At 48.5% G+C, this 19,539-nt stretch carries 21 protein-coding genes and 1 other RNA gene; 9 read left to right on the forward strand and 13 right to left on the reverse strand.

What is annotated here, in order from left to right; all coding sequences use genetic code 11:
* Nucleotides 1-36 precede the first annotated feature (36 nt).
* The 5 genes from ACYUJT_RS03310 to ACYUJT_RS03330 all read right to left on the reverse strand — a co-directional run bounded on the left by ACYUJT_RS03310 (nucleotide 37) and on the right by ACYUJT_RS03330 (nucleotide 3,963).
* Nucleotides 37-1,074, reverse strand: a complete 1,038-nt coding sequence (locus tag ACYUJT_RS03310; protein WP_460318805.1) for a M42 family metallopeptidase — start codon at nucleotides 1,072-1,074, stop codon at nucleotides 37-39.
* Complete coding sequence (locus ACYUJT_RS03315) at nucleotides 1,055-1,381, reverse strand: LapA family protein (protein WP_460318806.1); 327 nt, start codon at nucleotides 1,379-1,381, stop codon at nucleotides 1,055-1,057. Before ACYUJT_RS03315 ends, ACYUJT_RS03310 begins: the two co-directional genes overlap by 20 nt.
* Nucleotides 1,382-1,462: 81 nt before the next feature.
* Entirely contained in the window at nucleotides 1,463-3,253 is a 1,791-nt protein-coding gene (pepF, locus tag ACYUJT_RS03320) for an oligoendopeptidase F (protein ID WP_460318807.1), read from the reverse strand.
* A 265-nt stretch (nucleotides 3,254-3,518) separates the two neighbouring features.
* A complete protein-coding gene (locus ACYUJT_RS03325; protein WP_460318808.1) occupies nucleotides 3,519-3,689 on the reverse strand; it encodes a hypothetical protein in 171 nt (56 codons plus the stop codon).
* Nucleotides 3,690-3,729: 40 nt separating this feature from the next.
* Nucleotides 3,730-3,963, reverse strand: coding sequence for a hypothetical protein (locus ACYUJT_RS03330; RefSeq protein WP_460318809.1), 234 nt, complete (start codon nucleotides 3,961-3,963; stop codon nucleotides 3,730-3,732).
* A gap of 213 nt (nucleotides 3,964-4,176) precedes the next feature.
* On the opposite strand from ACYUJT_RS03330, the gene ACYUJT_RS03335 reads away from it, so the two are divergent.
* Complete coding sequence (locus ACYUJT_RS03335) at nucleotides 4,177-4,374, forward strand: cold shock domain-containing protein (protein ID WP_018750471.1); 198 nt, start codon at nucleotides 4,177-4,179, stop codon at nucleotides 4,372-4,374.
* A 335-nt stretch (nucleotides 4,375-4,709) separates the two neighbouring features.
* Here the strand turns inward: ACYUJT_RS03335 and ACYUJT_RS03340 are convergent, their stop codons facing one another.
* A complete protein-coding gene (locus ACYUJT_RS03340; RefSeq protein ID WP_460318810.1) occupies nucleotides 4,710-5,357 on the reverse strand; it encodes a nitroreductase family protein in 648 nt (215 codons plus the stop codon).
* A gap of 104 nt (nucleotides 5,358-5,461) precedes the next feature.
* Nucleotides 5,462-6,661, reverse strand: coding sequence for an MFS transporter (locus ACYUJT_RS03345; protein WP_460318811.1), 1,200 nt, complete (start codon nucleotides 6,659-6,661; stop codon nucleotides 5,462-5,464).
* A 163-nt stretch (nucleotides 6,662-6,824) separates the two neighbouring features.
* On the opposite strand from ACYUJT_RS03345, the gene ACYUJT_RS03350 reads away from it, so the two are divergent.
* The 3 genes from ACYUJT_RS03350 to pfkA all read left to right on the forward strand — a co-directional run bounded on the left by ACYUJT_RS03350 (nucleotide 6,825) and on the right by pfkA (nucleotide 9,485).
* Nucleotides 6,825-7,145 carry a hypothetical protein gene (locus ACYUJT_RS03350; RefSeq protein ID WP_460318813.1) on the forward strand — a complete coding sequence of 107 codons (321 nt, stop codon included), beginning with the start codon at nucleotides 6,825-6,827 and terminating at the stop codon, nucleotides 7,143-7,145.
* Nucleotides 7,146-7,236: 91 nt separating this feature from the next.
* Nucleotides 7,237-8,319 (forward strand): tetraprenyl-beta-curcumene synthase family protein, encoded by a 1,083-nt coding sequence (locus tag ACYUJT_RS03355; RefSeq protein ID WP_460318815.1) that lies wholly within the window; start codon nucleotides 7,237-7,239, stop codon nucleotides 8,317-8,319.
* 194 nt (nucleotides 8,320-8,513) lie between these two features.
* Entirely contained in the window at nucleotides 8,514-9,485 is a 972-nt protein-coding gene (pfkA, locus tag ACYUJT_RS03360; protein ID WP_460318818.1) for a 6-phosphofructokinase, read from the forward strand.
* Nucleotides 9,486-10,316: 831 nt separating this feature from the next.
* On the opposite strand, the gene ACYUJT_RS03365 is transcribed toward pfkA, so the two are convergent.
* From ACYUJT_RS03365 to ACYUJT_RS03380, 4 genes are all read right to left on the reverse strand, one after another.
* Complete coding sequence (locus ACYUJT_RS03365; RefSeq protein WP_460318819.1) at nucleotides 10,317-11,687, reverse strand: MATE family efflux transporter; 1,371 nt, start codon at nucleotides 11,685-11,687, stop codon at nucleotides 10,317-10,319.
* A gap of 69 nt (nucleotides 11,688-11,756) precedes the next feature.
* Nucleotides 11,757-12,950 (reverse strand): putative glycoside hydrolase, encoded by a 1,194-nt coding sequence (locus ACYUJT_RS03370; protein WP_460318820.1) that lies wholly within the window; start codon nucleotides 12,948-12,950, stop codon nucleotides 11,757-11,759.
* 278 nt (nucleotides 12,951-13,228) lie between these two features.
* Entirely contained in the window at nucleotides 13,229-13,417 is a 189-nt protein-coding gene (locus ACYUJT_RS03375; protein ID WP_460318822.1) for a hypothetical protein, read from the reverse strand.
* Between the two features lie 185 nt (nucleotides 13,418-13,602).
* The gene (locus ACYUJT_RS03380) at nucleotides 13,603-14,430 is read right to left on the reverse strand and encodes a YitT family protein (RefSeq protein WP_460318823.1); all 828 of its coding nucleotides are present in this window, start codon (nucleotides 14,428-14,430) and stop codon (nucleotides 13,603-13,605) included.
* Between the two features lie 277 nt (nucleotides 14,431-14,707).
* On the opposite strand from ACYUJT_RS03380, the gene ACYUJT_RS03385 reads away from it, so the two are divergent.
* On the forward strand, nucleotides 14,708-16,294 hold the full coding sequence (locus tag ACYUJT_RS03385) for a DEAD/DEAH box helicase (protein ID WP_460318824.1): 1,587 nt from the start codon (nucleotides 14,708-14,710) through the stop codon (nucleotides 16,292-16,294).
* A 67-nt stretch (nucleotides 16,295-16,361) separates the two neighbouring features.
* Here the strand turns inward: ACYUJT_RS03385 and ACYUJT_RS03390 are convergent, their stop codons facing one another.
* Nucleotides 16,362-16,466: a sporulation protein YjcZ gene (locus ACYUJT_RS03390; RefSeq protein WP_460318826.1), complete on the reverse strand. Its 105-nt coding sequence runs from the start codon at nucleotides 16,464-16,466 to the stop codon at nucleotides 16,362-16,364.
* 173 nt (nucleotides 16,467-16,639) lie between these two features.
* Here ACYUJT_RS03390 and ACYUJT_RS03395 point away from each other — a divergent pair, with 173 nt between their 5' ends.
* From ACYUJT_RS03395 to ACYUJT_RS03405, 3 genes are all read left to right on the forward strand, one after another.
* Nucleotides 16,640-17,437, forward strand: coding sequence for a YesL family protein (locus tag ACYUJT_RS03395; RefSeq protein ID WP_460318827.1), 798 nt, complete (start codon nucleotides 16,640-16,642; stop codon nucleotides 17,435-17,437).
* 73 nt (nucleotides 17,438-17,510) lie between these two features.
* Nucleotides 17,511-17,701: non-coding RNA, 6S RNA (gene ssrS / locus ACYUJT_RS03400), on the forward strand.
* A 142-nt stretch (nucleotides 17,702-17,843) separates the two neighbouring features.
* Nucleotides 17,844-18,236, forward strand: a complete 393-nt coding sequence (locus ACYUJT_RS03405; RefSeq protein WP_460318828.1) for a DUF1499 domain-containing protein — start codon at nucleotides 17,844-17,846, stop codon at nucleotides 18,234-18,236.
* A 71-nt stretch (nucleotides 18,237-18,307) separates the two neighbouring features.
* Here ACYUJT_RS03405 and tpx read toward each other — a convergent pair whose 3' ends face one another.
* Nucleotides 18,308-18,826 (reverse strand): thiol peroxidase, encoded by a 519-nt coding sequence (tpx, locus tag ACYUJT_RS03410; RefSeq protein WP_460318829.1) that lies wholly within the window; start codon nucleotides 18,824-18,826, stop codon nucleotides 18,308-18,310.
* Between the two features lie 98 nt (nucleotides 18,827-18,924).
* Here tpx and ACYUJT_RS03415 point away from each other — a divergent pair, with 98 nt between their 5' ends.
* A complete protein-coding gene (locus ACYUJT_RS03415; RefSeq protein WP_460318831.1) occupies nucleotides 18,925-19,527 on the forward strand; it encodes a rhomboid family intramembrane serine protease in 603 nt (200 codons plus the stop codon).
* The last annotated feature ends 12 nt before the right edge of the window (nucleotides 19,528-19,539 follow it).

A 19,539-nucleotide genomic window follows, 5' to 3' on the forward strand; every position in this document is an offset into this window, starting at 1 on the left:
TTTAATTGTCTGGCGGACTTTCTTGCGCCGTCGCCGTCAGCTTGTCACATAAGCGGCCAGCAGCCGGGCCGTATTCAAGACCGCTTGCTTATGCGTCCGTTCCATGGCATGCGAAGCATGCACTCCCGGACCGATCAATGCGGCGCGAATGTTGCTGCCGCCGCGCAGTGCTGCAGACGCGTCGGAGCCATAGTGCGGATAAATGTCGACCGCAAAAGGGATGTTCAGCTCCTCGGCGAGCTGGATTAGTTTGCCCGTCATTTCATAGTCGTAGGGACCGGTGGAGTCTTTGGCACAGATCGATACGTCCGTTTCTTTGCAGCTGAGGTCATCGCCGATTGTTCCCATATCCACCGCGATCATTTCATGAATGCCGCCAGGTATCCACGAAGCGCCATGACCGACTTCCTCGTAGTTGGAGATGAGCAGCACTACATCGTGCGTTGGCTGCCAGCCCTCGCGGCGGCTCGACTCAAGCAGCCCGAAGAGGGCGGCGACGCTCGCCTTATCGTCGAGATGGCGGGATTTTACATAGCCGCTCGGCGTAATGACCGGACGGGGATCGAAGGATATGAAGTCGCCGGCCATGATGCCCAGCTTTACGACGTCTTCCTTGCTGCTTACGAGCTCGTCGATGCGGATCTCCATATGCTTCTCTTCACGGTTGAAATCACGGGCATCGCTATACACATGAACGGAAGGACGGGATGTCAGGATCGTTCCGGTATAAGTCTTGCCGCTCCGCGTATGGATCGTGCAATATTCGTTCTCAATGCTCTGCATCATAAAGCCCCCGACGGAGGTGATCGCCAACGTCCCATTGGAGTTAATAGAACGAACCATGGCTCCTAGGGTATCGACATGTGCGCTGAGGGCAATGCGCCGTGAGGAATCTTTCCCTTTCAGGGTGATGATGGCGCCGCCTTTTTCGTTTTGCGCAACGGTAAAGCCTAGTGCTTTGGCTTCGGCTTCAATCAATTTCATGATGCGATGCGTGAAGCCGCTGGGACTCGGGGTAGTAAGCAGCTTGGTCAGTAAGTCCAACATATATGTTTCATTGGGTTGAATGTTCATGATCGGCCTCCTCTGCTACATCAGATTTTCCGTTTTCGGGGAATTCGTAGCCCGTAGCTTCCTGAATTTGCGCCAGTTTGGCGCTGAGTATTTTGACTTCTTTCTGCAGCCGGTAGCCCCGATAAATCCCGAAGGAGCCTACAATAATTCCACCGAGCAGGGTCGAGCCCAAAATAAGCAGAATGAGCGGGATATGTACGGAATTGAACAGCAGGTTGACTTGGACCGGCTCCACGTTAATGACGGCAAATACTGCCGTGATGAGTGCGAAGACGAGAGCGAGAATGAGAGACCATTGTATTTTCATGTTTGCGCACCTTCCTTCTTGTATACAGTGTAAAATCCCTTACCCCAAAAGGGCAAGGGATTTATTCATTCAATGAACCGGTTATTTCGTTAAGTTCTCCATTTGTTCGACTAGCTCTCCGAATACGCTCATCGCTTCGCGAATCGGTTCCGGTGAAGACATGTCGACGCCGGCCTGCTTCAGGATGTTGATAGAGTAGTCGCTGCCCCCGCTCTTGAGGAAGCCGAGATAGCGGTCTACGGCAGGCTGGCCTTCCTCCAGAATCTGTTTGGAGAAGCTCGTGGCCGCGCTGAAACCGGTAGCGTATTTGTACACATAGAAGCTGGTGTAGAAATGTGGAATCCGAGCCCATTCCATTTCGATATCCTGGTCGACGGCCATCTCTTTGCCGTGATACTTCTCGTTGAGATCATAGTAGATCTTGGACAGTTCCTGCGGCGTCAAAGACTCGCCGGATTCCGCCCGCTCGTGGATAAGCTTCTCGAATTCTGCAAACATCGTCTGGCGGAACACCGTGGTGCGGAATTGATCGGCATAGTAGGTGAGCAGGTAGAGCTTTTGCTTCGGATCGGTCGATTTTTTCAACAAATAATCCATGAGCAGCGCTTCATTTGTCGTTGAGGCTACTTCAGCCAGGAAAATCGTATATTGCGCATCCCGGTATTTCAGGCTCTCGTCCGAGAAATAGGAATGCAGGGCGTGACCCATTTCATGCGCCAGCGTAAACATGCTGTTCAGGTTGTTCTTGTGGTTCAGGAGCACGTATGGATGCGTGCCGTAGGCCCCCCAGCTGTAGGCTCCTGTACGTTTGCCTTCGTTCTCGTATACGTCGATCCAGCGGTTGTTCAAGCCATCGCGCAGCACGTTCAGATAGTTCTCGCCCAGCGGCTTCAGGCCATCCATCAGCATATCTTTGGCTTCTTCATAAGAGATGTCCCATTTGTATTCTTCCACAAGCGGCGCGAACAGGTCATACATATGCAGCTCATCGACGCCGAGCAGCTTCTTCCGCAGCTTCAAATAGCGGTGAAGCAGAGGGAGGCTCTCGTGGATCGTATCGATCAGGTTCGTGTAAACTTCCTTCGGAATGTTGTCGCCGTACAGGGACATTTCCAGAACGGAAGGATATTTGCGGACCCGGGAATAGAACATGTTCTTATTAATGTTGGCGCTCAGCGTAGCGGCAATCGTATTCTTCTGCTTGCCGTAGGTTTCATATACGGCTTTGAAGGCACGCTCCCGAACCTCCCGATTTGGATTTTCGAGAAATTGAATATAGCTGCCGTGGGTCAGTTCCACTTCCTTGCCGTGCTCGTCTTTGATTTTTGGGAACTTCATGTCGGCATTGTTGATCATCCCGAAAATTTGCTGCGGCGCCTGTGATAGATTGCCGACCTGGGCAAGCAGGGCCTCCTCGGTTTTGCTGAGAACATGCGCTTTCTCGCGCTTGATTTCCTGCAAAGTAAATTTGTAGTCGGCGAGCTGCGGATCGCTAATGTAGCTGTCCAACTGCTGCTCAGGCAGAGCAAGAATTTCCGGCGTAACGAAAGACAGGGCTTCGCTGACTTCGACGCTGAGCTTTTTCGCTTTTTGGACAAGAGCTTGATATGTAGGGTTCGTCGTATCCTGATCATGGCTCAGATGGGCATATACGTACAGCCGTTCAATGCGCAGGGAAAGATCGTCCTCTAAAGCGAATACCGCTTTGACGTTATCGGGCGTATTCAGCTTGCCTTCGAAATCCGCCGCTTTATTCTTCAACTGCTTCAGCTCTTCATATGCACCGTCCCAATCTTTCTGGCTCGTGAACAAATCTTCTAATTGCCAGCTGTTCTCTGGCTGAACTTCGGAACGTTTCGGTAATGTAGTCATAGGTATCCTCCTTTGAATTGGATAAGCCTTCGGCCGGGTGTTTGTGCCGGCCATGTCGCCGGGTATAGCCGCTATCAGCAGGGAGGAGGACAGCAGGAGGGGGAGCAGGGGAATGCTTATTATTTTCATAGGAACCTCCCTCAGAATCACTTATGGAGATTGTCCTAGTATGTCCTCCTGCCCCGGAATCTACTCCGGAAAAGAACGAACAGGGAAATTGATGCTCCCCGTTTTAGCTCCTGTCCTCTTCCAATAATGAAGGCGTCTATACCAAAAAGCTGTAAATGATAAGACCAAACGCAAAGGCAATCATCAGGCTGGCAAAAATGGCAAGCCAACGCCGGATTTTGGGTTGAACTTGATTCTTGCTCAGGATCAGCACGACACCAAGCGCGAATGCGGAAATGATAAAGATCAGATGGTTTGAACTGTCCATGGGCTCGATAGTTTCTCCTTTATAAAGGTAATAAGGCGCATTAGATTTGCTTGAAGGCGTTCATGATGTCGTTCCATTCCTCTTCCCTGCCGGTGTACTCCTCTTTAGGGAAGCGGTTCTCGGCCCAGTTCATCAGAGCAGGCCGGCTAAGAAACGTATGGCACTCCTCGCCCCATTGATCGGAAATTTCCCGAAGGACGATGTATTTGCCTTGAACTTCTACAGTCATCATATTCCATTTGTCTGTTTTGTATATTTCGTGTTTTTTGATCATATGTGTTGTTCTCCGATCATGTTTATTGGCAGTTGTATTTTTTATGTAAAATGATAACTCACGCCCCGTCCGAAAGCAAATAAAAACAACGGGAGCGCCTCCCTGAAAAAATAGCTTGCCAGCCGGGCAAATGATACGTTGCAATGTATCAAACCATGGAGTATAATATGGATATTCGTCAATGATGGCGATTATTTTTAGGAGGTTGTTCATTTGAAAGGTACAGTTAAATGGTTTAACGCAGAAAAAGGCTATGGCTTCATTCAAGTTGAAGGCGGCGAAGACGTATTCGTGCATTTCTCCGCGATTCAAGGCGACGGTTTCAAAACACTAGAAGAAGGCCAAGCCGTTGAGTTCGAAATCACCGACGGTAACCGTGGTCCTCAAGCCGCTAACGTAATCAAATTATAAGATATCTTCCGTATTAGCGGATCACTTATAAAGTTTGGTTTCAAGAAGGCTTAAATATGAAAGACACAGCTCTTAACGGGCTGTGTTTTTTTGTTGTCTGAATGATGGGGGAGAGGGAGCTTGGGGTTGCAATAGTTAGAGCAGCAAGGCCTCTATTCTGTGCATGTTGAATGGCTTAGTTCTTCAGACGTTATTGAGCCCGACCCGCATACCGAGGGCTATGTCGAGTAATTGCATGATTATGCCTCTTCCAGGATAGGTATGTGTAACATTTTTATCTTAATTAAAAACGGACTGGCCAGAGGATGCATCTCTGATCAGTCCGTCGTAATTTCTTATTCCACAATGCGCAGAATTTCCGCGACTTCCTTACGGGGAGTCGCTTTTGGCGAGATGGCGGGATGGCCTAGCGCAATGACCATGTTCACTCCGCGGTCCTTCGGAATATCAAGGTATTCCCGAAGCTTGTCCTCCGCCAGCAGAACAGGTCCCGTCATCGGGCAGGTTGCCAGTCCCTTCGCGTGAGCTGCGAGCATTAGGTTCTGCGTAGCAAGGCAACTGCTCTTCAAGCCTTCCTCCGTCCAAACTTCTGGTTTTACGAAAGAAATAGGATCGAAGATCCGCTCCCTGAATTTAGACGCATAAGGCGTGGAGAGGCAGACGATCAGCACAGGCGCACCCGAGAAGGCGGTGGCGTACGGTCCAAAGGATTTAACGAGCAGCTTGGCCTCTCTTGCTAGACCTTCTCCTTCGGCGCGCGCGGCAATTTCGTGCAGCTTCTCCCAGGTAAAGTCCTCGATATGCTTGATTTTCTCCTTATTGACCACGGCGATGAATTCCCAGGTCTGCGAGTTCGTATCGCTAGGCGCATAGCGGGCACAATCGATGATTTCTTCGATATCCGAAATGGCAACAGGCTCCTCCGTGAAGTCCCGTATGCTTCGGCGGGTAGTGACGATGTCCCGGAATTGATTAAAATCCATAATATCCCACCTTCGTTTCAATTAACACTAGGTACTATAATCTGCTCTTAATTATAACGCATGAGTCAGTCTTTGAACAGAAGACGGTTTATTTGGCATAATCATTATAAGTCGTGGTGAGTCGTAGAATTACTGCTTTGCACCTTTGGCTTGGATTTGTAAAAATAACGGCTAGCAAAGCCGATAAAAGCCAGTAACGCGGTGCCCATCGCCACAAAATAGAAATTTTCCCTGCCGAAATGCTCGAATACCATACCGCCAAAGGCCCCGCTGCATAGTCCCGACAAGCTTGACCACATGACCGTAAACAGGGCTAGCCCGGTGGCCTGGAATTGGGCGGGAATGAGGCGAGAGAGCATGCGTATGGCTGTGACATAGAATATGCCGAAGGAGACTCCATGCATTAGTTGAATGAGCAGTATGCTGGTTGCTGAATCTGATATTCCTACCAGCATGAATCTTAAGGCGAACATCAGGCTTGCCAGCAGCATGAGGGGAAGCTCCTTGAAATTAGCGCCGTATCTGGTCAGCAGCAAAAAGATCGGAATTTCCGAGAAGGCCGACAAGAGCATGGCCCAGCCGATCAATTCTTGTCCGGCTCCAAGATCGTGCAGCGAGATGGACAGGAAAGCATCATTCATCCTCATGCCGAGGGCCAGGCAAAATACACAGCCCAAAAACCAGAGCAGCTCTTTTTGCTTCAGGATCGATAAGATGCCGGAGAAATTAACCCTCGCTACGCTGGTCGCCTGATCTTTGACGAAGAGCGTAAAGAACAGCGCCGTTCCCGCTATGATCATCGATACCCCCATCGTTGTGATGGAAGGTATGGCAGACAATACATAACCGATCAGCAGCGCAAAAATGGCATAGCCGATCGAACCAAAGATGCGGATCGACAGAAAATTTTTGTTGTGGCGCTTTGCGGTCGAAATCGCAATTGAATCGGATAGCGGAAGGACGGGATAGAAGAAGGAATAGTATAATGTAATAATAAACATAATGACCGCAAACTGCGTCGTCATCGAAAGGAAAAACGACATCAATATTTGGCCCGTCAGCAGGATGAAGAGTATTTTCTTAATGGTGCGAAAGCGATCGCTTGCATAGCTCCACAGCAGATTGGATATCAACGAGATCATCGGGCCTACAGCATAGATGTAGCCGATCTGTGTTCTAGAAAATCCCAGGTCTGCATAGAACAAAGGGAAATAAGAAGCCACCAGCGCACTGGTTCCGTAAATTGTAAAAATAAGGGCTCTGAGCCAGGATACTTCCGAGCGGGCCAAGGGTTGTGAGTTCATCTTTGGATCCGTACTCCGTTCCGGTAAATTAGATCGTAAATCTCTTAGGTTGACATGCAACATGGATAGTATATCATAACCGTAACTAAATAAGTTTTGTTAACCTATTAAATTAGTTATAATATAGTTAGCATTATACAACCTCGGGTAGGGGAGGATCAGCGTGTATCAAACCTGCTTTGTATACGATGAAAGATTGGATATGCATGTACCGTCTCTGGACCAGCCCTTTGAAGACTACGGCATGGAGGAAAGGCTGGCAATGATCGAAAGCTGGGAAAGCATTAGGGGGCGAATACCGACCAAGGTTATGGTGCTGGAGCGTCTGATCGAGCGGAAACTGTCCGAGATGGGGAATGAGAATGATTTTGAGAAGAGCTGTCAAATCAACGGGGAAATCGCGGAATTAGCCAGTCAGATTCATGATCTCCAAATATGGTACCGGGTTTCTCAGGATGAGCCTACGGCCAAAACGCATCTGTGATTTAGTTAATTTGTACAAAGAGAGGGATCATATTATAATATAGACTGGTTTAAAACTCGCTATATCTAAACAACCTAGTGGAGGCAGGCCATTGATTGAACTTAAGCAAAGTCGAAACCAGTTTCCTAAAGAGCCGATCAGGCTGATGAGCCGTGTATATAAGTTCATTTTGCCCGACGTTCGCGAGGAACTTAACGGCTGGAGGAAGGAAGCGGGAATGATCCCCGACCCTGAGCTAAGAAGACAAGCGCTTGCTAGTATTGAGACGAAGGAGTTCCACTGTCAGGGGGGCGCGGTTTATGCGGCTGCCAATTTGCCGAAGCGCCATGTTCTGATCCCTTTAATCGTAGCCTTTCAAACGATCAGTGATTATTTGGATAATCTTTGTGACCGCAGTACATCGATGGACGAGGGAGATTTCCGCCTGCTCCATCAAAGCATGCTGGACGCCATTGACCCGCAGGCAGAGTTGACGGATTATTACGCGCTCCGAGAGGAACGCGAGGACGGGGGATATTTGCACCGTCTCGTCTTAACCTGCCAAGAACGGATTCGGGAGCTGCCTGGATATCACGCAGCCCAGCCGTTCATTGCCGAACTGGTGCAGCTGTACACGGACTTGCAGGTGTACAAGCATATCGATCCAAGCCTTCGCGAAGCTGCACTTCTCTCATGGTGGGAGCTTCATCAGTCACGAGCGCCCCAATTGAAGTGGAACGAGTTTGCTGCGGCGACGGGCTCAACGCTAGGCGTATTCATGCTGTTTCTGTCGGCAAGCGACGAGAATCTCAGCGAGCCGAGCGCCCGGATGATCCAGGATGCTTATTTTCCTTATGTATGCGGAGTACATATTATGCTTGACTATTTGATAGATCAGGCAGAAGATGAAATTGGCGGAGATTTGAATTTCTGCAGCTATTACGATAATAAAGAAACTATGCTTCAGCGCATTGTATTTATGGTCGATGGAGCTAGGAGGGACGTTGCCGTCCTTCCGGCTTCGTCGTTTCACGTGATGATTATCGAGGGACTGCTGGCTTTGTATCTGTCCGATCCTAAAGTCAGTGAGCAGCAAGAAATTCGAGGGGTTTCCAGGCAGTTGATGAGACGAAGCTCGCTCATGCGATTGTTCTTCTTCGTGAACAGCCGCTGGATCCGCAAACGTTTGAAATAGCTTGTTTTTAATTCACAAAACTAAGCAGATGCTTACGGAGCAAGTTTTGCTTCACAAAACTAAGCGGATGCTTACGAAGCAAGTTTTGCTTCACAAAACTAAGCGGATGCTTACGAAGCAAGTTTTGCTTTACAAAACTAAGCGGATGCTTACGATGCAAGTTTTGCTTTACAAAACTTTTAGGAGGAATCATTATGTCAGCAGTTAAAAAAATCGCAGTTCTCACCAGTGGCGGTGACTCCCAAGGCATGAACGCAGCCGTACGCGCAGTCGTGCGCAGCGGGTTGTATTACGGGCTTGAAGTATTCGGGGTTCAACGGGGGTATCAGGGACTGCTCAATAATGACATCTTCTCCATGGATCTTAGAAGCGTAGGCGATATTATCCAGCGTGGGGGTACGATTCTTCAATCGGCGCGCTGCGTGGAATTCAAAACGCCCGAAGGCCAGCAGAAGGGTGCTCAAATTTTGCGCGATCGCGGCATTGACGGCTTGGTCGTCATTGGCGGCGACGGCTCTTACCATGGCGCAGCGAAGCTTAGCCAATTGGGAATCAAAACGATGGGCCTTCCAGGTACGATCGACAACGACATCTCCTTTACCGATTACACCATCGGTTTCGATACGGCGGTTGGCATCGTAGTTGACGCCGTCAATAAATTGCGGGATACGATGTCCTCTCACGAACGGGCATCCGTCGTTGAAGTTATGGGACGCCACTCCGGAGACATTGCCCTGCATGCGGGATTGGCCGCCGGCGCGGAGACGATTCTTGTTCCAGAGATGCCGTTTGATTTGAACGAGGTTGCAGACCGGATGCGAGCGAATTTCGATAACGGCAAGAGACATAGCATCGTTATCGTTGCGGAAGGCGTAGGAACGGGAGAGGAAGTCGTCAAAGCCATCAAGGAGCGCCAGCCATCCCTTGAGCCTCGCGCAACGGTTCTCGGCCATATTCAGCGCGGCGGATCTCCGACTCCTTTCGACCGCAACCTGGCAAGCCGCCTTGGAGACTTTGCGGTACGCAAGCTGATTGAAGGCGAATCGAACAAAGCCTGCGGCATGATTGGCGGCGAAATGATCCTGACCGATATCGAGAAGGTCGTTTCCACTAAAAAAACGTTCGATATGAACTTGTACGAGCTAGCATCCCGTCTATCGCAGTAATCAGCTCGATGTAGATTGATTGCATAGCCGTAGTCAAAACGGAAATGCAAAAGGGAAATCCATGTGATGATCATTCACTGGATTTCCCTTTTTGTGTTTCTCGTCATGCGGTTTATGCAAAAGTGCATCAATTCTCTCCCAAAGAGACTTAAATCGGAGAAAATGAAACAAAAGCCTCAGGCCCCTTAATTGAACGGGACTGGAGTCTTTCTCTCCAATAAATTTTAAACTACTAGATGGTCAGGACAAGGTAACTAGATGTATTTCATGCAGTTAGTTCATCGGTTAAGGCCGTGTTAGAGGGAATTAACTGCAAAACATACATTTAGTTTTAAGTTATTTCGATGAATAGCTCTATTCAGGCAAACTAACTGCATGTTTTGCATTTAGCACATGTATTTTTTTATAAAAGAGCTTAACTAGATGTATAAAATACATCTAGTTTTTAAATCAACAAAAAATGGTTACTTGAGCTTCTCGCGAGCGAAGAAAATGCATACGGGTACAAGTTGCTTCCCAGTGTCTTTGGAATAATGTGCCGGTGGACTGGTACATTATCCTCTTGAGCATTATTGACGAATTCGATCGAGTTATGGATAGCGACAACTGGGGAACTGATTGTAAAGTTAATCACGTTGTACAGATTTTAGAAAACACCTTTAAGACTCGTATAAACTTGGTGAAACCCATACCTGCTATTAATAAGGGACCGAGCCATCTTCGCAACAAATCTCGTCGGGAGCTGGCTCTTCCGTCCAAAAGCTGCATTATTGCAGTATTATGCATGAATGAATCCGTCAACTTGGGCCTGAACTCTGCTAGGCTAGTTCATTACTTCGACTCCGGCTGAAGGGCCCGCTTGGCGAAGTTGCGCTGGACGGACAGAAGACGCCAGGTGAGGAGCACAGCGGCTACGGCCAATCCGGATATGAGGCCGACCCAATAACCATAGGCGCCTTGATCTGCGTAATTGGCCAACACATGGCCCAGCGGCAAACCGATGATCCAGAAGGCGAGCAAGGTGATCCAAAAAGCAGGGTTTACGTCCTTGTACCCGCGTAGCGCGCCTTGAATCGGCGTGGCAATGGCATCGGACAGCTGGAAGAAAATCGCGTAAATGAGGAAGTGCATGATCAGCTGTACGACCTCAGATTCGCTGGAATAAATTAGTGCCACATTTTGGCGGAACAGCATAATGATCAGGGCGGTGGCCACGGATAGGGCGACAGCCGATCCTATACCAATGTACGAATATTGCTTGGCATCCTTTAAACGGGAAGCGCCTGTTTCATAGCCGACTAGAATCGTCAAGGCCATGCAGATGCTGAGCGGAATCATGTACAAGGTGCTAGCAAAGTTAAGGGCTGCCTGGTGCGCGGCGATCGTGAGCGTGTCGAAACGGCTCATCAGCAGCGTTACCGCTGCGAAGACGGCAGTTTCGAAGAAAATCGCGAACCCGATCGGCACGCCAAGCTTCATGAGCTCCTTCCACTTCGCGAGCGATACGCCGTACCATTTGCGGAACACGCCATAGGATGCAAAGGGTTCCGCCTTGTGAACGATAACAACCGATATCAAGAAAATGCACCAATAAGCAAAGGCTGTTGCAATCCCTGAGCCGATCCCTCCTAGTCTTGGGAAACCGAGTTTTCCGAAAACAAGCACATACCCGGCTCCGACATTCAGCGGCAGGGAAATCAGTGTAATGATCATCGATATTTTAGTCTGGCCGAGCGCGTCAATAAATGAGCGCATAACGATGTAACCGAACAACGGCAGGATACCGGTCGATATCGCTACAAGGAAATAGAGGGCGATATGATGCACTTTCGGCTCCAGCTTCATGCCATCGAGCACTGGGGATACGGTGAATATGCCGATAAGCGCGACTGCTGCGGCTATGGCGATCGAGAGCCATAGCGCCTGAATGACATGATAGGCGACTTTATCTTTTTGCCCGGCACCGATTAATTGCGATACGATCGGAATCAGTCCCATCAAAATTCCGCTGAGTCCGGTTTGGACAGGTATCCAAAGACTGGAGCCGATCGCAACGCCAGCCAAATCAGCAGGACTGGCATGGCCCGACATCATCGTGTCAAAGAAGGTCATGAGGGACATCGTAATTTGTGTGACTAGAATAGGGATGAGTATGATTATAAATTGAGCATATTTTTGTCTAAGATTGATGGTTTCTTTCAAGCCAGATTTCTCCCTTAGCACACCCAAACCAAAACCCGGGCGGATCGCCCGGGCCATGTTGGATGGCATTTATTTATATGTTACGTCGGATGTATACCGGTTGGATGCATTCCACAGCAGATATTCATCGACGTTTAATTCCTTGAGCGCGCGGATTTGTTCTTCAACTTCATGCTTGCCGTATTTGATATAGTGGCCTTTGCCAAGCCAGCTTGCCGTAAAGTCCTGAATCCAAGGGCGAATCACAGGCTGTTTATCGCCTAACGGCTCGAGCTTCTTCTGCGTATCGATTGTTGCTCCACGTATCGTTTGATAAGGAGCCATGTCAGGGTCCTTGGCATTGAACCATCCCGTTGTATAATGGCTAGGATATATCATGGGGCAGATGATGTCCACATTTTCCGAGATTTTCACGAAATCCTGGCCGATCCCCTCGGCCGCAGGGACGGATGCGGCATAACCGAAAATATCGACGGATATCTTGATGCCGAGCGGATCGAGCTCTTCTTTTGCATATTTTACAAAGGAGGTTACCGCATCCACGCGGCTGCGCTCATCTTTGCGATATTTTAAAGTGTCAGCTCTTTTCTCGAACCCTTCAGGAAACCGCACGTAATCAAACTGAATTTCCTTAAAGCCCAGCTTAGCGGCTTCTTTGGCTATTTCTACATTATATTCCCATACTTCCTTGCTGTACGGGTTGACGAAGGCCTCTCCCTTGCCGTTGGCCCAGACGGAGCCGTCGTTATGTACAAACGATAATTCTGGACGCTTCTTCGCAAGAACGCTATCCTTGAACACGACAACGCGCGCTATAGGGTATATTTCATGCTTATCCAGACGGGCCATCAGCGCGTCCATGTCGCGAATGAAAGGCTGAGGCTGACCTAGTTCTTGCAGCTTCGCATTGTCCGTCTTATAAGTAATGTAGCCATGATCATCTTTCAAGTCGATAACCATGGAGTTCAATTCGGTGCTGTCCAGCAAGTCGATCAGTTGATCCATGCGGGAACCGCCGGCACTGTAAGCCGTCACGTAAATCCCTTTTACGACCGGTGCTGCAGTCTGAGGTTTCACCGCCATCATTGAAGGCGGAAGCGGATCATCCAGCCGTCCCTCAGCGGCATTGGCCAGGAAGGTATGATAGGCTGATTGCATTATGCCTGGCATTTTGCTGTACGAAGCGTCCGTGTTAGCCGGAGGAGTATCCCCGCCGTTACCTGTGCTCAGAACCAGCAGTAAAATCGTCCAAATGATGTTCATCGTCTTCTCTCCCCATAAGATACACGTTCTAAGATGATTATAAAGGATGTTTGTTGTTTATAATAAACAGATTTGTTATTCTTTGCGAAAAAAAGATTGATTGCAGCCTTACTCATTAACACGGCAATGCCGGTTTGAAACGGAATCCCAGAAATGTGCACAGGGCATCTTCATGAAATACAAACTTAATATTCCGAAAAAAGGCCGCTTCTTCTGTCAAGACAAAAGAAAGCGGCCTGTGGGTGCTGCTATAAAGCTGAAGCTCGCCGAAACTAATATTAATGAAGGAAATTAGTATCTTGAAGCTCGCAAATGCTAAATTGAATAATCTCCATTGCATCATTCGGTTCCAATATGTTCATACCGTCCCGAAGGATGATCATGGAGTCAAGCTCCTTCTCGTTAAAGAAGGGAAGCATGTCGGGAAACCACTTCATGACGATTTGTGCCAGTTTTACCGTTTCCATTTCCACATCAATCACCCTTTCCTTCTCGAATCATTCGCGTAGAGAATCATTCTTAAACGGAAAAGCACAAAGCCTGTGAAATCAGGTAAAGCTGAAATCTTATGAAATTGACGAAGGAACCGCGCATAATTTATTATACCATATCGCGATACCGTTTGGCACCGCGTACAAGCTGGTAGAAAAATTTACTTTTTTCTAAATGAACCCATGACGCCCACGGTTTCTACAATATTGACGAATGCCGCAGGGTCGGTAGTTTTAATGATATTTCTAAGCTCGGTCAGCTCGTAGCGGGTCGTTACGGTCATTAGCATGTCCTTTTCTTTGTGGGAGAAGGCGCCTTGCGTCTTAATGAGAGTAACTCCGCGCGGAAGCTTCAATAGTTTGCTTAGCAATTCATCGGTCTTGTCCGTTATGATGAACAAGGTCACTTTAATATGGCTGACATGAAGAAGATCCACCACTTTGCCGCTGAGGTAAATCGATACCATTGAAGCGAGGGCGAGATTCCAGTCTCCTTCGATATAGCCCATGGCCAAGATGACGATGGCATTCATGGAGACGAGCACGCTGCCGACTGGGAAATCACGGTATCTCGTAATGATCGAACCCACGATATCAAAGCCGCCGGAGGATCCCCCGGCCCGAAACGATATTCCGCTGCCGGCCCCGACGAGTACGCCTCCGACGACCGCGGACAGAAAAGCATCGGTCGCAACCGGATTTTCGTGAACGGGGATCAGGGCGATGAACCAGGTTACCGCCGCGACGGAGAGAATACTCAGCAGAATGAAGCGCCGTCCGAGAAGAAACAGTCCGGCTATGAGAATAGGGATGTTGTATACCAAGTACATCGTCCCGATGTTTAGGGGGGTGAAATAACCGGTCAGCATGGATAATCCGGAGACTCCGCCGCTAAGCAGATGATGCGGGACGAGGAATAGATTGAAGCCGGCTGCGATCAATGCCGCTCCGAATACGATGACTAAGCTGTTCCAGATTGTTTTGAGCATCGTAAAATCACCTCTTAATGGTTTTGAAAATAAGCCGAGTAGCTTGCTGGTGTTCTTTTCATGTTTTGTGCTATAATGTTTGAGATATTCTTGAGTAGGTATCCTTTTCCATGCAAAATGGGAAAGAATGTATTAGTGATCTGAACCGAATCTTACGAAGATCCGTATGCTATGTAAATTTTATGGGCTGATTGGACAGCCTATAAACGTTCCAATGCTACTTAAGAATACAGTCAAGATGGTGGGAAGTCCACTGTATAGAAGGAGTATGAATATTTTGAGCACATTTACAGATTTCGGCCTAGAGCCTAAAGTTCTACAGGCAATAACAGAACTCGGATTTGAAGAGGCAACCCCGATTCAAACCAAATCGATTCCCATTGCGATGACAGGTCGCGACCTGATCGGTCAAGCACAAACGGGAACAGGTAAGACAGCGGCGTTCGGTCTTCCGCTGATCAACAGAATTCCAGCTAATGAGGATCGGATCGTAGCGCTGATCATGGCCCCTACCCGGGAGCTTGCTATTCAGGTTGCGGAAGAAATTGGGAAGCTGTCCCGTTTCAAAGGCATTCGTTCCCTGCCGATTTATGGGGGACAAGACATCGTTCGCCAAATTCGCGCATTGAAGAAGAAGCCTCAAATCATTATCGGCACCCCTGGCCGCTTGCTCGACCACATTAATCGCAAGACGATTAAGCTTGACGATGTACAGACTGTCGTACTGGATGAAGCCGATGAAATGCTGGATATGGGCTTCATGGAGGATATTCAGTCGATTCTGAAGCTTGTCCCCGAAGAGCGCCAAACAATGCTATTTTCCGCTACAATGCCAGCAAATATCCAGAAGCTTGCCCAGCAATTTCTTAAAAACCCGGAGCATGTTTCCGTTATTCCAAAGCAAGTTAGCGCACCGTTAATCGATCAGGCGTACATTGAAGTGCATGAGCGCCAGAAATTCGACGCGATTACGCGTTTGCTGGATATGGAATCACCTGAACTGGCTATCGTGTTCGGACGGACGAAGCGCCGTGTGGATGAGCTGGCGGAAGCTTTGCAGAAACGCGGCTATTCTGCGGACGGCCTTCATGGCGACTTGTCCCAGAACCAGCGCGATAACGTGATGCGCAAGTTCCGGGACGGCAGCATCGACGTGCTTGTGGCTACCGATGTGGCGGCACGTGGATTGGACGTATCTGGCGTAACTCATGTCGTCAACTTCGATTTGCCGCAAGATCCGGAGAGCTATGTGCACCGTATCGGCCGTACAGGACGGGCGGGCAAGGAGGGCGTAGCCTGGTCTTTCGTTACGCCGCGTGAGATCGACCATCTTCACTTCATTGAGCGGATTACCCGCCAGAAGATCGCCCGCAAGCCGCTGCCATCCATTGCCGAGGCAATCGAAGGGAAGCAGCGCATCACAGCAGAGCGCCTGATCGAACTTGTGGAAGCAGGCGAGCTGAACGAATACAAAGGAATCGCCATTTCGTTGCTGGAGCAATACGATTCGGTTAATCTGCTGGCAGCCGCGTTTAGGCTCATTACTGGAGAAAAAGGGGATAAGGCGAGTATCGAGCTGACTCCAGAAGAACCGATTCGTGTAAAACGCCGCAAGCCGGACATTCGTTCCAGCGGCCGCAAGCCGTATGGATACGGCAATCGCAGTGGCAGCGGCAGCGGTGGCGGCGGATACCGGAGAGATAACCGCGACGGCGGCGGCCGTGGAGGTTATGGCAGTAAAGGCGGATACAACAGAGATGGGGGAAGGGACTACCAATCTTCCTCAGATCGCAAGCCGCGTCCAAGCAGCGGCGGGGACCGCAGACCGCCAAGACGCAGCGATAATCCTTCGTATGACGGTTAATGAAACAGAATCCTCAGCAAAGAAGACGGAGACGCCCATTGGCGCTCCGTCTTCTTGCTATGGGAAATTAGTACAGGAACGTGCGGCTTACAATGACGAGCAGAATGAACAACACCAGAATTGTACCTGTGGAAGTGAAGAAACCGCCACAAGATCCACCTACACCAGACATGAGATAACCTCCTTTAAGGATGTTGTTTAGAAGTTACGGTATATACTATGGAGTAATCGTTCATCTAGATTAGACGCTTACCTAGAACATGATAAAATAGGCGCTGGATAGTGCTCATTTAATCATGTATAGTATTATTAATAGACATAAACCTTACTGGAGGGAGATTTTTTTTGGAATACAAAGGACTAATGAGCGGTTTCTATAAAGTTACCGAGTGGATCATGAGAATATCGGGGAGCAATTTGCTTTGGCTTCTCTGTTCGTCGCCTTTTTGGTTTTTCGTGCTAACGGGATTGTTAAGCCCGGACATCGAAATGTGGATTCAAATCGCCTGGATTTTAGCCATATTGGCACCGTTTACATTGTTCCCGGCTACGGCGGCCTTGTTCTCCGTGACTCGTAAATGGGTGATGGGCGATACGGATGTGAGCGTCATTAAAGTGTATTTCAAAGGGTACAAAGAGAACTATAAGCAGAGCATGATCGGCGGAATCTTCTATACGTTGTTGATCATCGTGATGATCGTTGACTATAACGTATATATGAAGCAATTCGCCAACATGCAGATTATCGGCATTATCATGTTGATTTTCTTAATCTTGCTGTCGGTTTCCTTGTTCAATTTCTTTTCATTGGTTGCCCATTATCATTTGAAGACTTCGCTTCTTATTAAGAATGCGATCCTGCTGACCATCCTACGTCCGTTCCGCGTGTTATCGACAGTGCTCTGTGTCATCGCTCTGGGATTCATCACCATGCGCTTCACATGGCTGATCTTGTTCGGCTTCGGTACGCTTGCTGCATTCGTTGCCTTCTACAATTTCAATATCAGCTATAACAAACTTCAGGAGAAGGTCGAGAAGATGCGTGTAGCAGAGGAAGGCTCGAAAGACGGCGAAGAGGACAGCAAGGACGACACCGAGGGGGACGATCAAGCCGAGGCTGATCGTGATGACCGTAAATCCTAATCTGAGCGTTTACAAATTTTACAAACGCCCTATATTAGGTTTACATTTGAAAGTAGAAGGACTATAATAGGTTTACGTCCTGCGATGTACGTTTCGGTTTCAAGTTGTTTTGAACCAATGACAATGTCCCGGGAGACTTATATTGCCTCGCTGCTGAAAGGCCCTATCACTTATGATAAGGGGACTTCAAAGGCGATGCTGCGGTCACCCACCTGCTAATGCAGGTTCGAGACAGTGTAACCGGACGGCATAGGCGGGTCTACATATTCAATGATGACAGCACCCTGTCCCTTTATGGAGTAAAGGTAACAGGGTGCTTTTGTTTGTTACGCAACAATGTTAAACTAGATACAAATGTAGTACATACACCCTATGTCTCGTGACGAGTAATGAAGGAGGAAGTAGAGTGTCAATCAAAAGAACTCTTATCGGTATATTCCGCAGCCAGGAAGGTACGAGTGACCGTGCGAAAACGCCTGAGATGAAAACGAGGTATTATCAGCTATCCAAAGATAAAATTTGGGAGGAAGTCTCCTCGACGCTAAAGAAAATTCCAGGATATAAAGTGCTTCACGAGGTGCAATCTGTTGGCGAAATTACGCTGGAGAAGAAGACCGCGTTCGGCCGTACGATGGATATTACCGTATCGATCGTGTCGACGGGGCCGCTTCGCAGTGCGGTGGACATTTACTCGGCGACCAGGGGTTCATTGGGGGATTTAGGCAGCAATTATCGCAATATCCTCAACCTTTATGCATCGCTGGACAAGAAGCTGGGGGCTTATAAAGTAACTTCATAAATAGACAAAAGCGAGCAGGGAGGCATAGCCTTCTACTCGCTTTTCTTGTTCAGTATGGATACCGCAGCTTATTACAAAAGTGCTTTAACTGCAGAAATTGCATTATCATAGTTCGGATGTTCGGTCATTTCACTTAAGTATTCGACATAAGTAATTTTGTTGTCTTTGTCGATGACGAATACAGAGCGTTGATCCAATTTGAATTCCTTAATCAATACACCATAGGCTTGACCAAAGGAATTGTCTTTATAGTCGGACAGGGTTACTACGCGGTCAACGCCTGCGGCACCGCACCAGCGGGCTTGAGCGAAAGGCAGATCTGCGCTGACCGTCAGGATGACGACGTCGTCGCCAAGGCTGGCAGCTTCTTCGTTGAAGCGGCGAGTCTGCGCATCGCACACGCCTGTGTCCAGGGAAGGAACGACACTGATCAGTTTAACTTTACCTGCAAAGTCCTGAAGAGTTGCTTCTTCAAGCAAATTTTTGCTTAAACGGAAGTCTGGAGCCGTATCGCCAACCTTCAGCTCAGGACCTACCAGAGTAATCGGATTCCCTTTAAATGTTGCTGCATTAGTACGTTCTTGTGCCAAATGTATCTCCTCCTAACAATTTTGTGAAAGCACCTAATTTTAATTATAATCTTTTTAGAAAGAGATTGTCCAACATTAGGGAGAAAGGTTCGGATCGTATGATATTTATTCGCTATGAGAATTGGAAAACTTATTTGAAGTCGTACCCTGTTACCTGCTTCATTCTCGCAATTAATATTGTAATGTTTGTTCTAACTGCCGTAGGGCCGGAGGGAGCTATCCTTGATTATGGCGCTATGGTGAATAAAGAGCCTTTTGCCAGTGAATGGTGGCGGTATGTAGCTGCGATATTCCTGCATTTCAACTTCGGGCATTTGTTCTCTAACAGCTTCGGGATACTGATCTTTACGCCTCCGATGGAACGGCTGCTCGGCTCCTGGCGGTATGTTCTGTTATATTTAGGGAGCGGTGTCGTCGGCAATCTGATCACGGCAGGAATCTATCAGCATTCGTCCATTACGCATATTTCTGCAGGGGCGTCCGGCGCCATTTACGGTATTTACGGGGCCTTCCTTTATGTCGCGTTGTTTCAGCGGCACTTCATGGACGAAGCTTCCCGCAAGACGCTGTACAGTCTGCTCATCGTCGGTGTTGTTTTCTCGCTCATCGTGCCTCAGATCAACTGGATCGCCCATTTTGGCGGATTTGTCGGCGGCTTCTTCATCTATGGCTTGATCATTCGCCTGTTAAAACGACGTTGAACCCCATGAAGG

It is taken from the genome of Paenibacillus sp. YSY-4.3, from assembly GCF_054767475.1.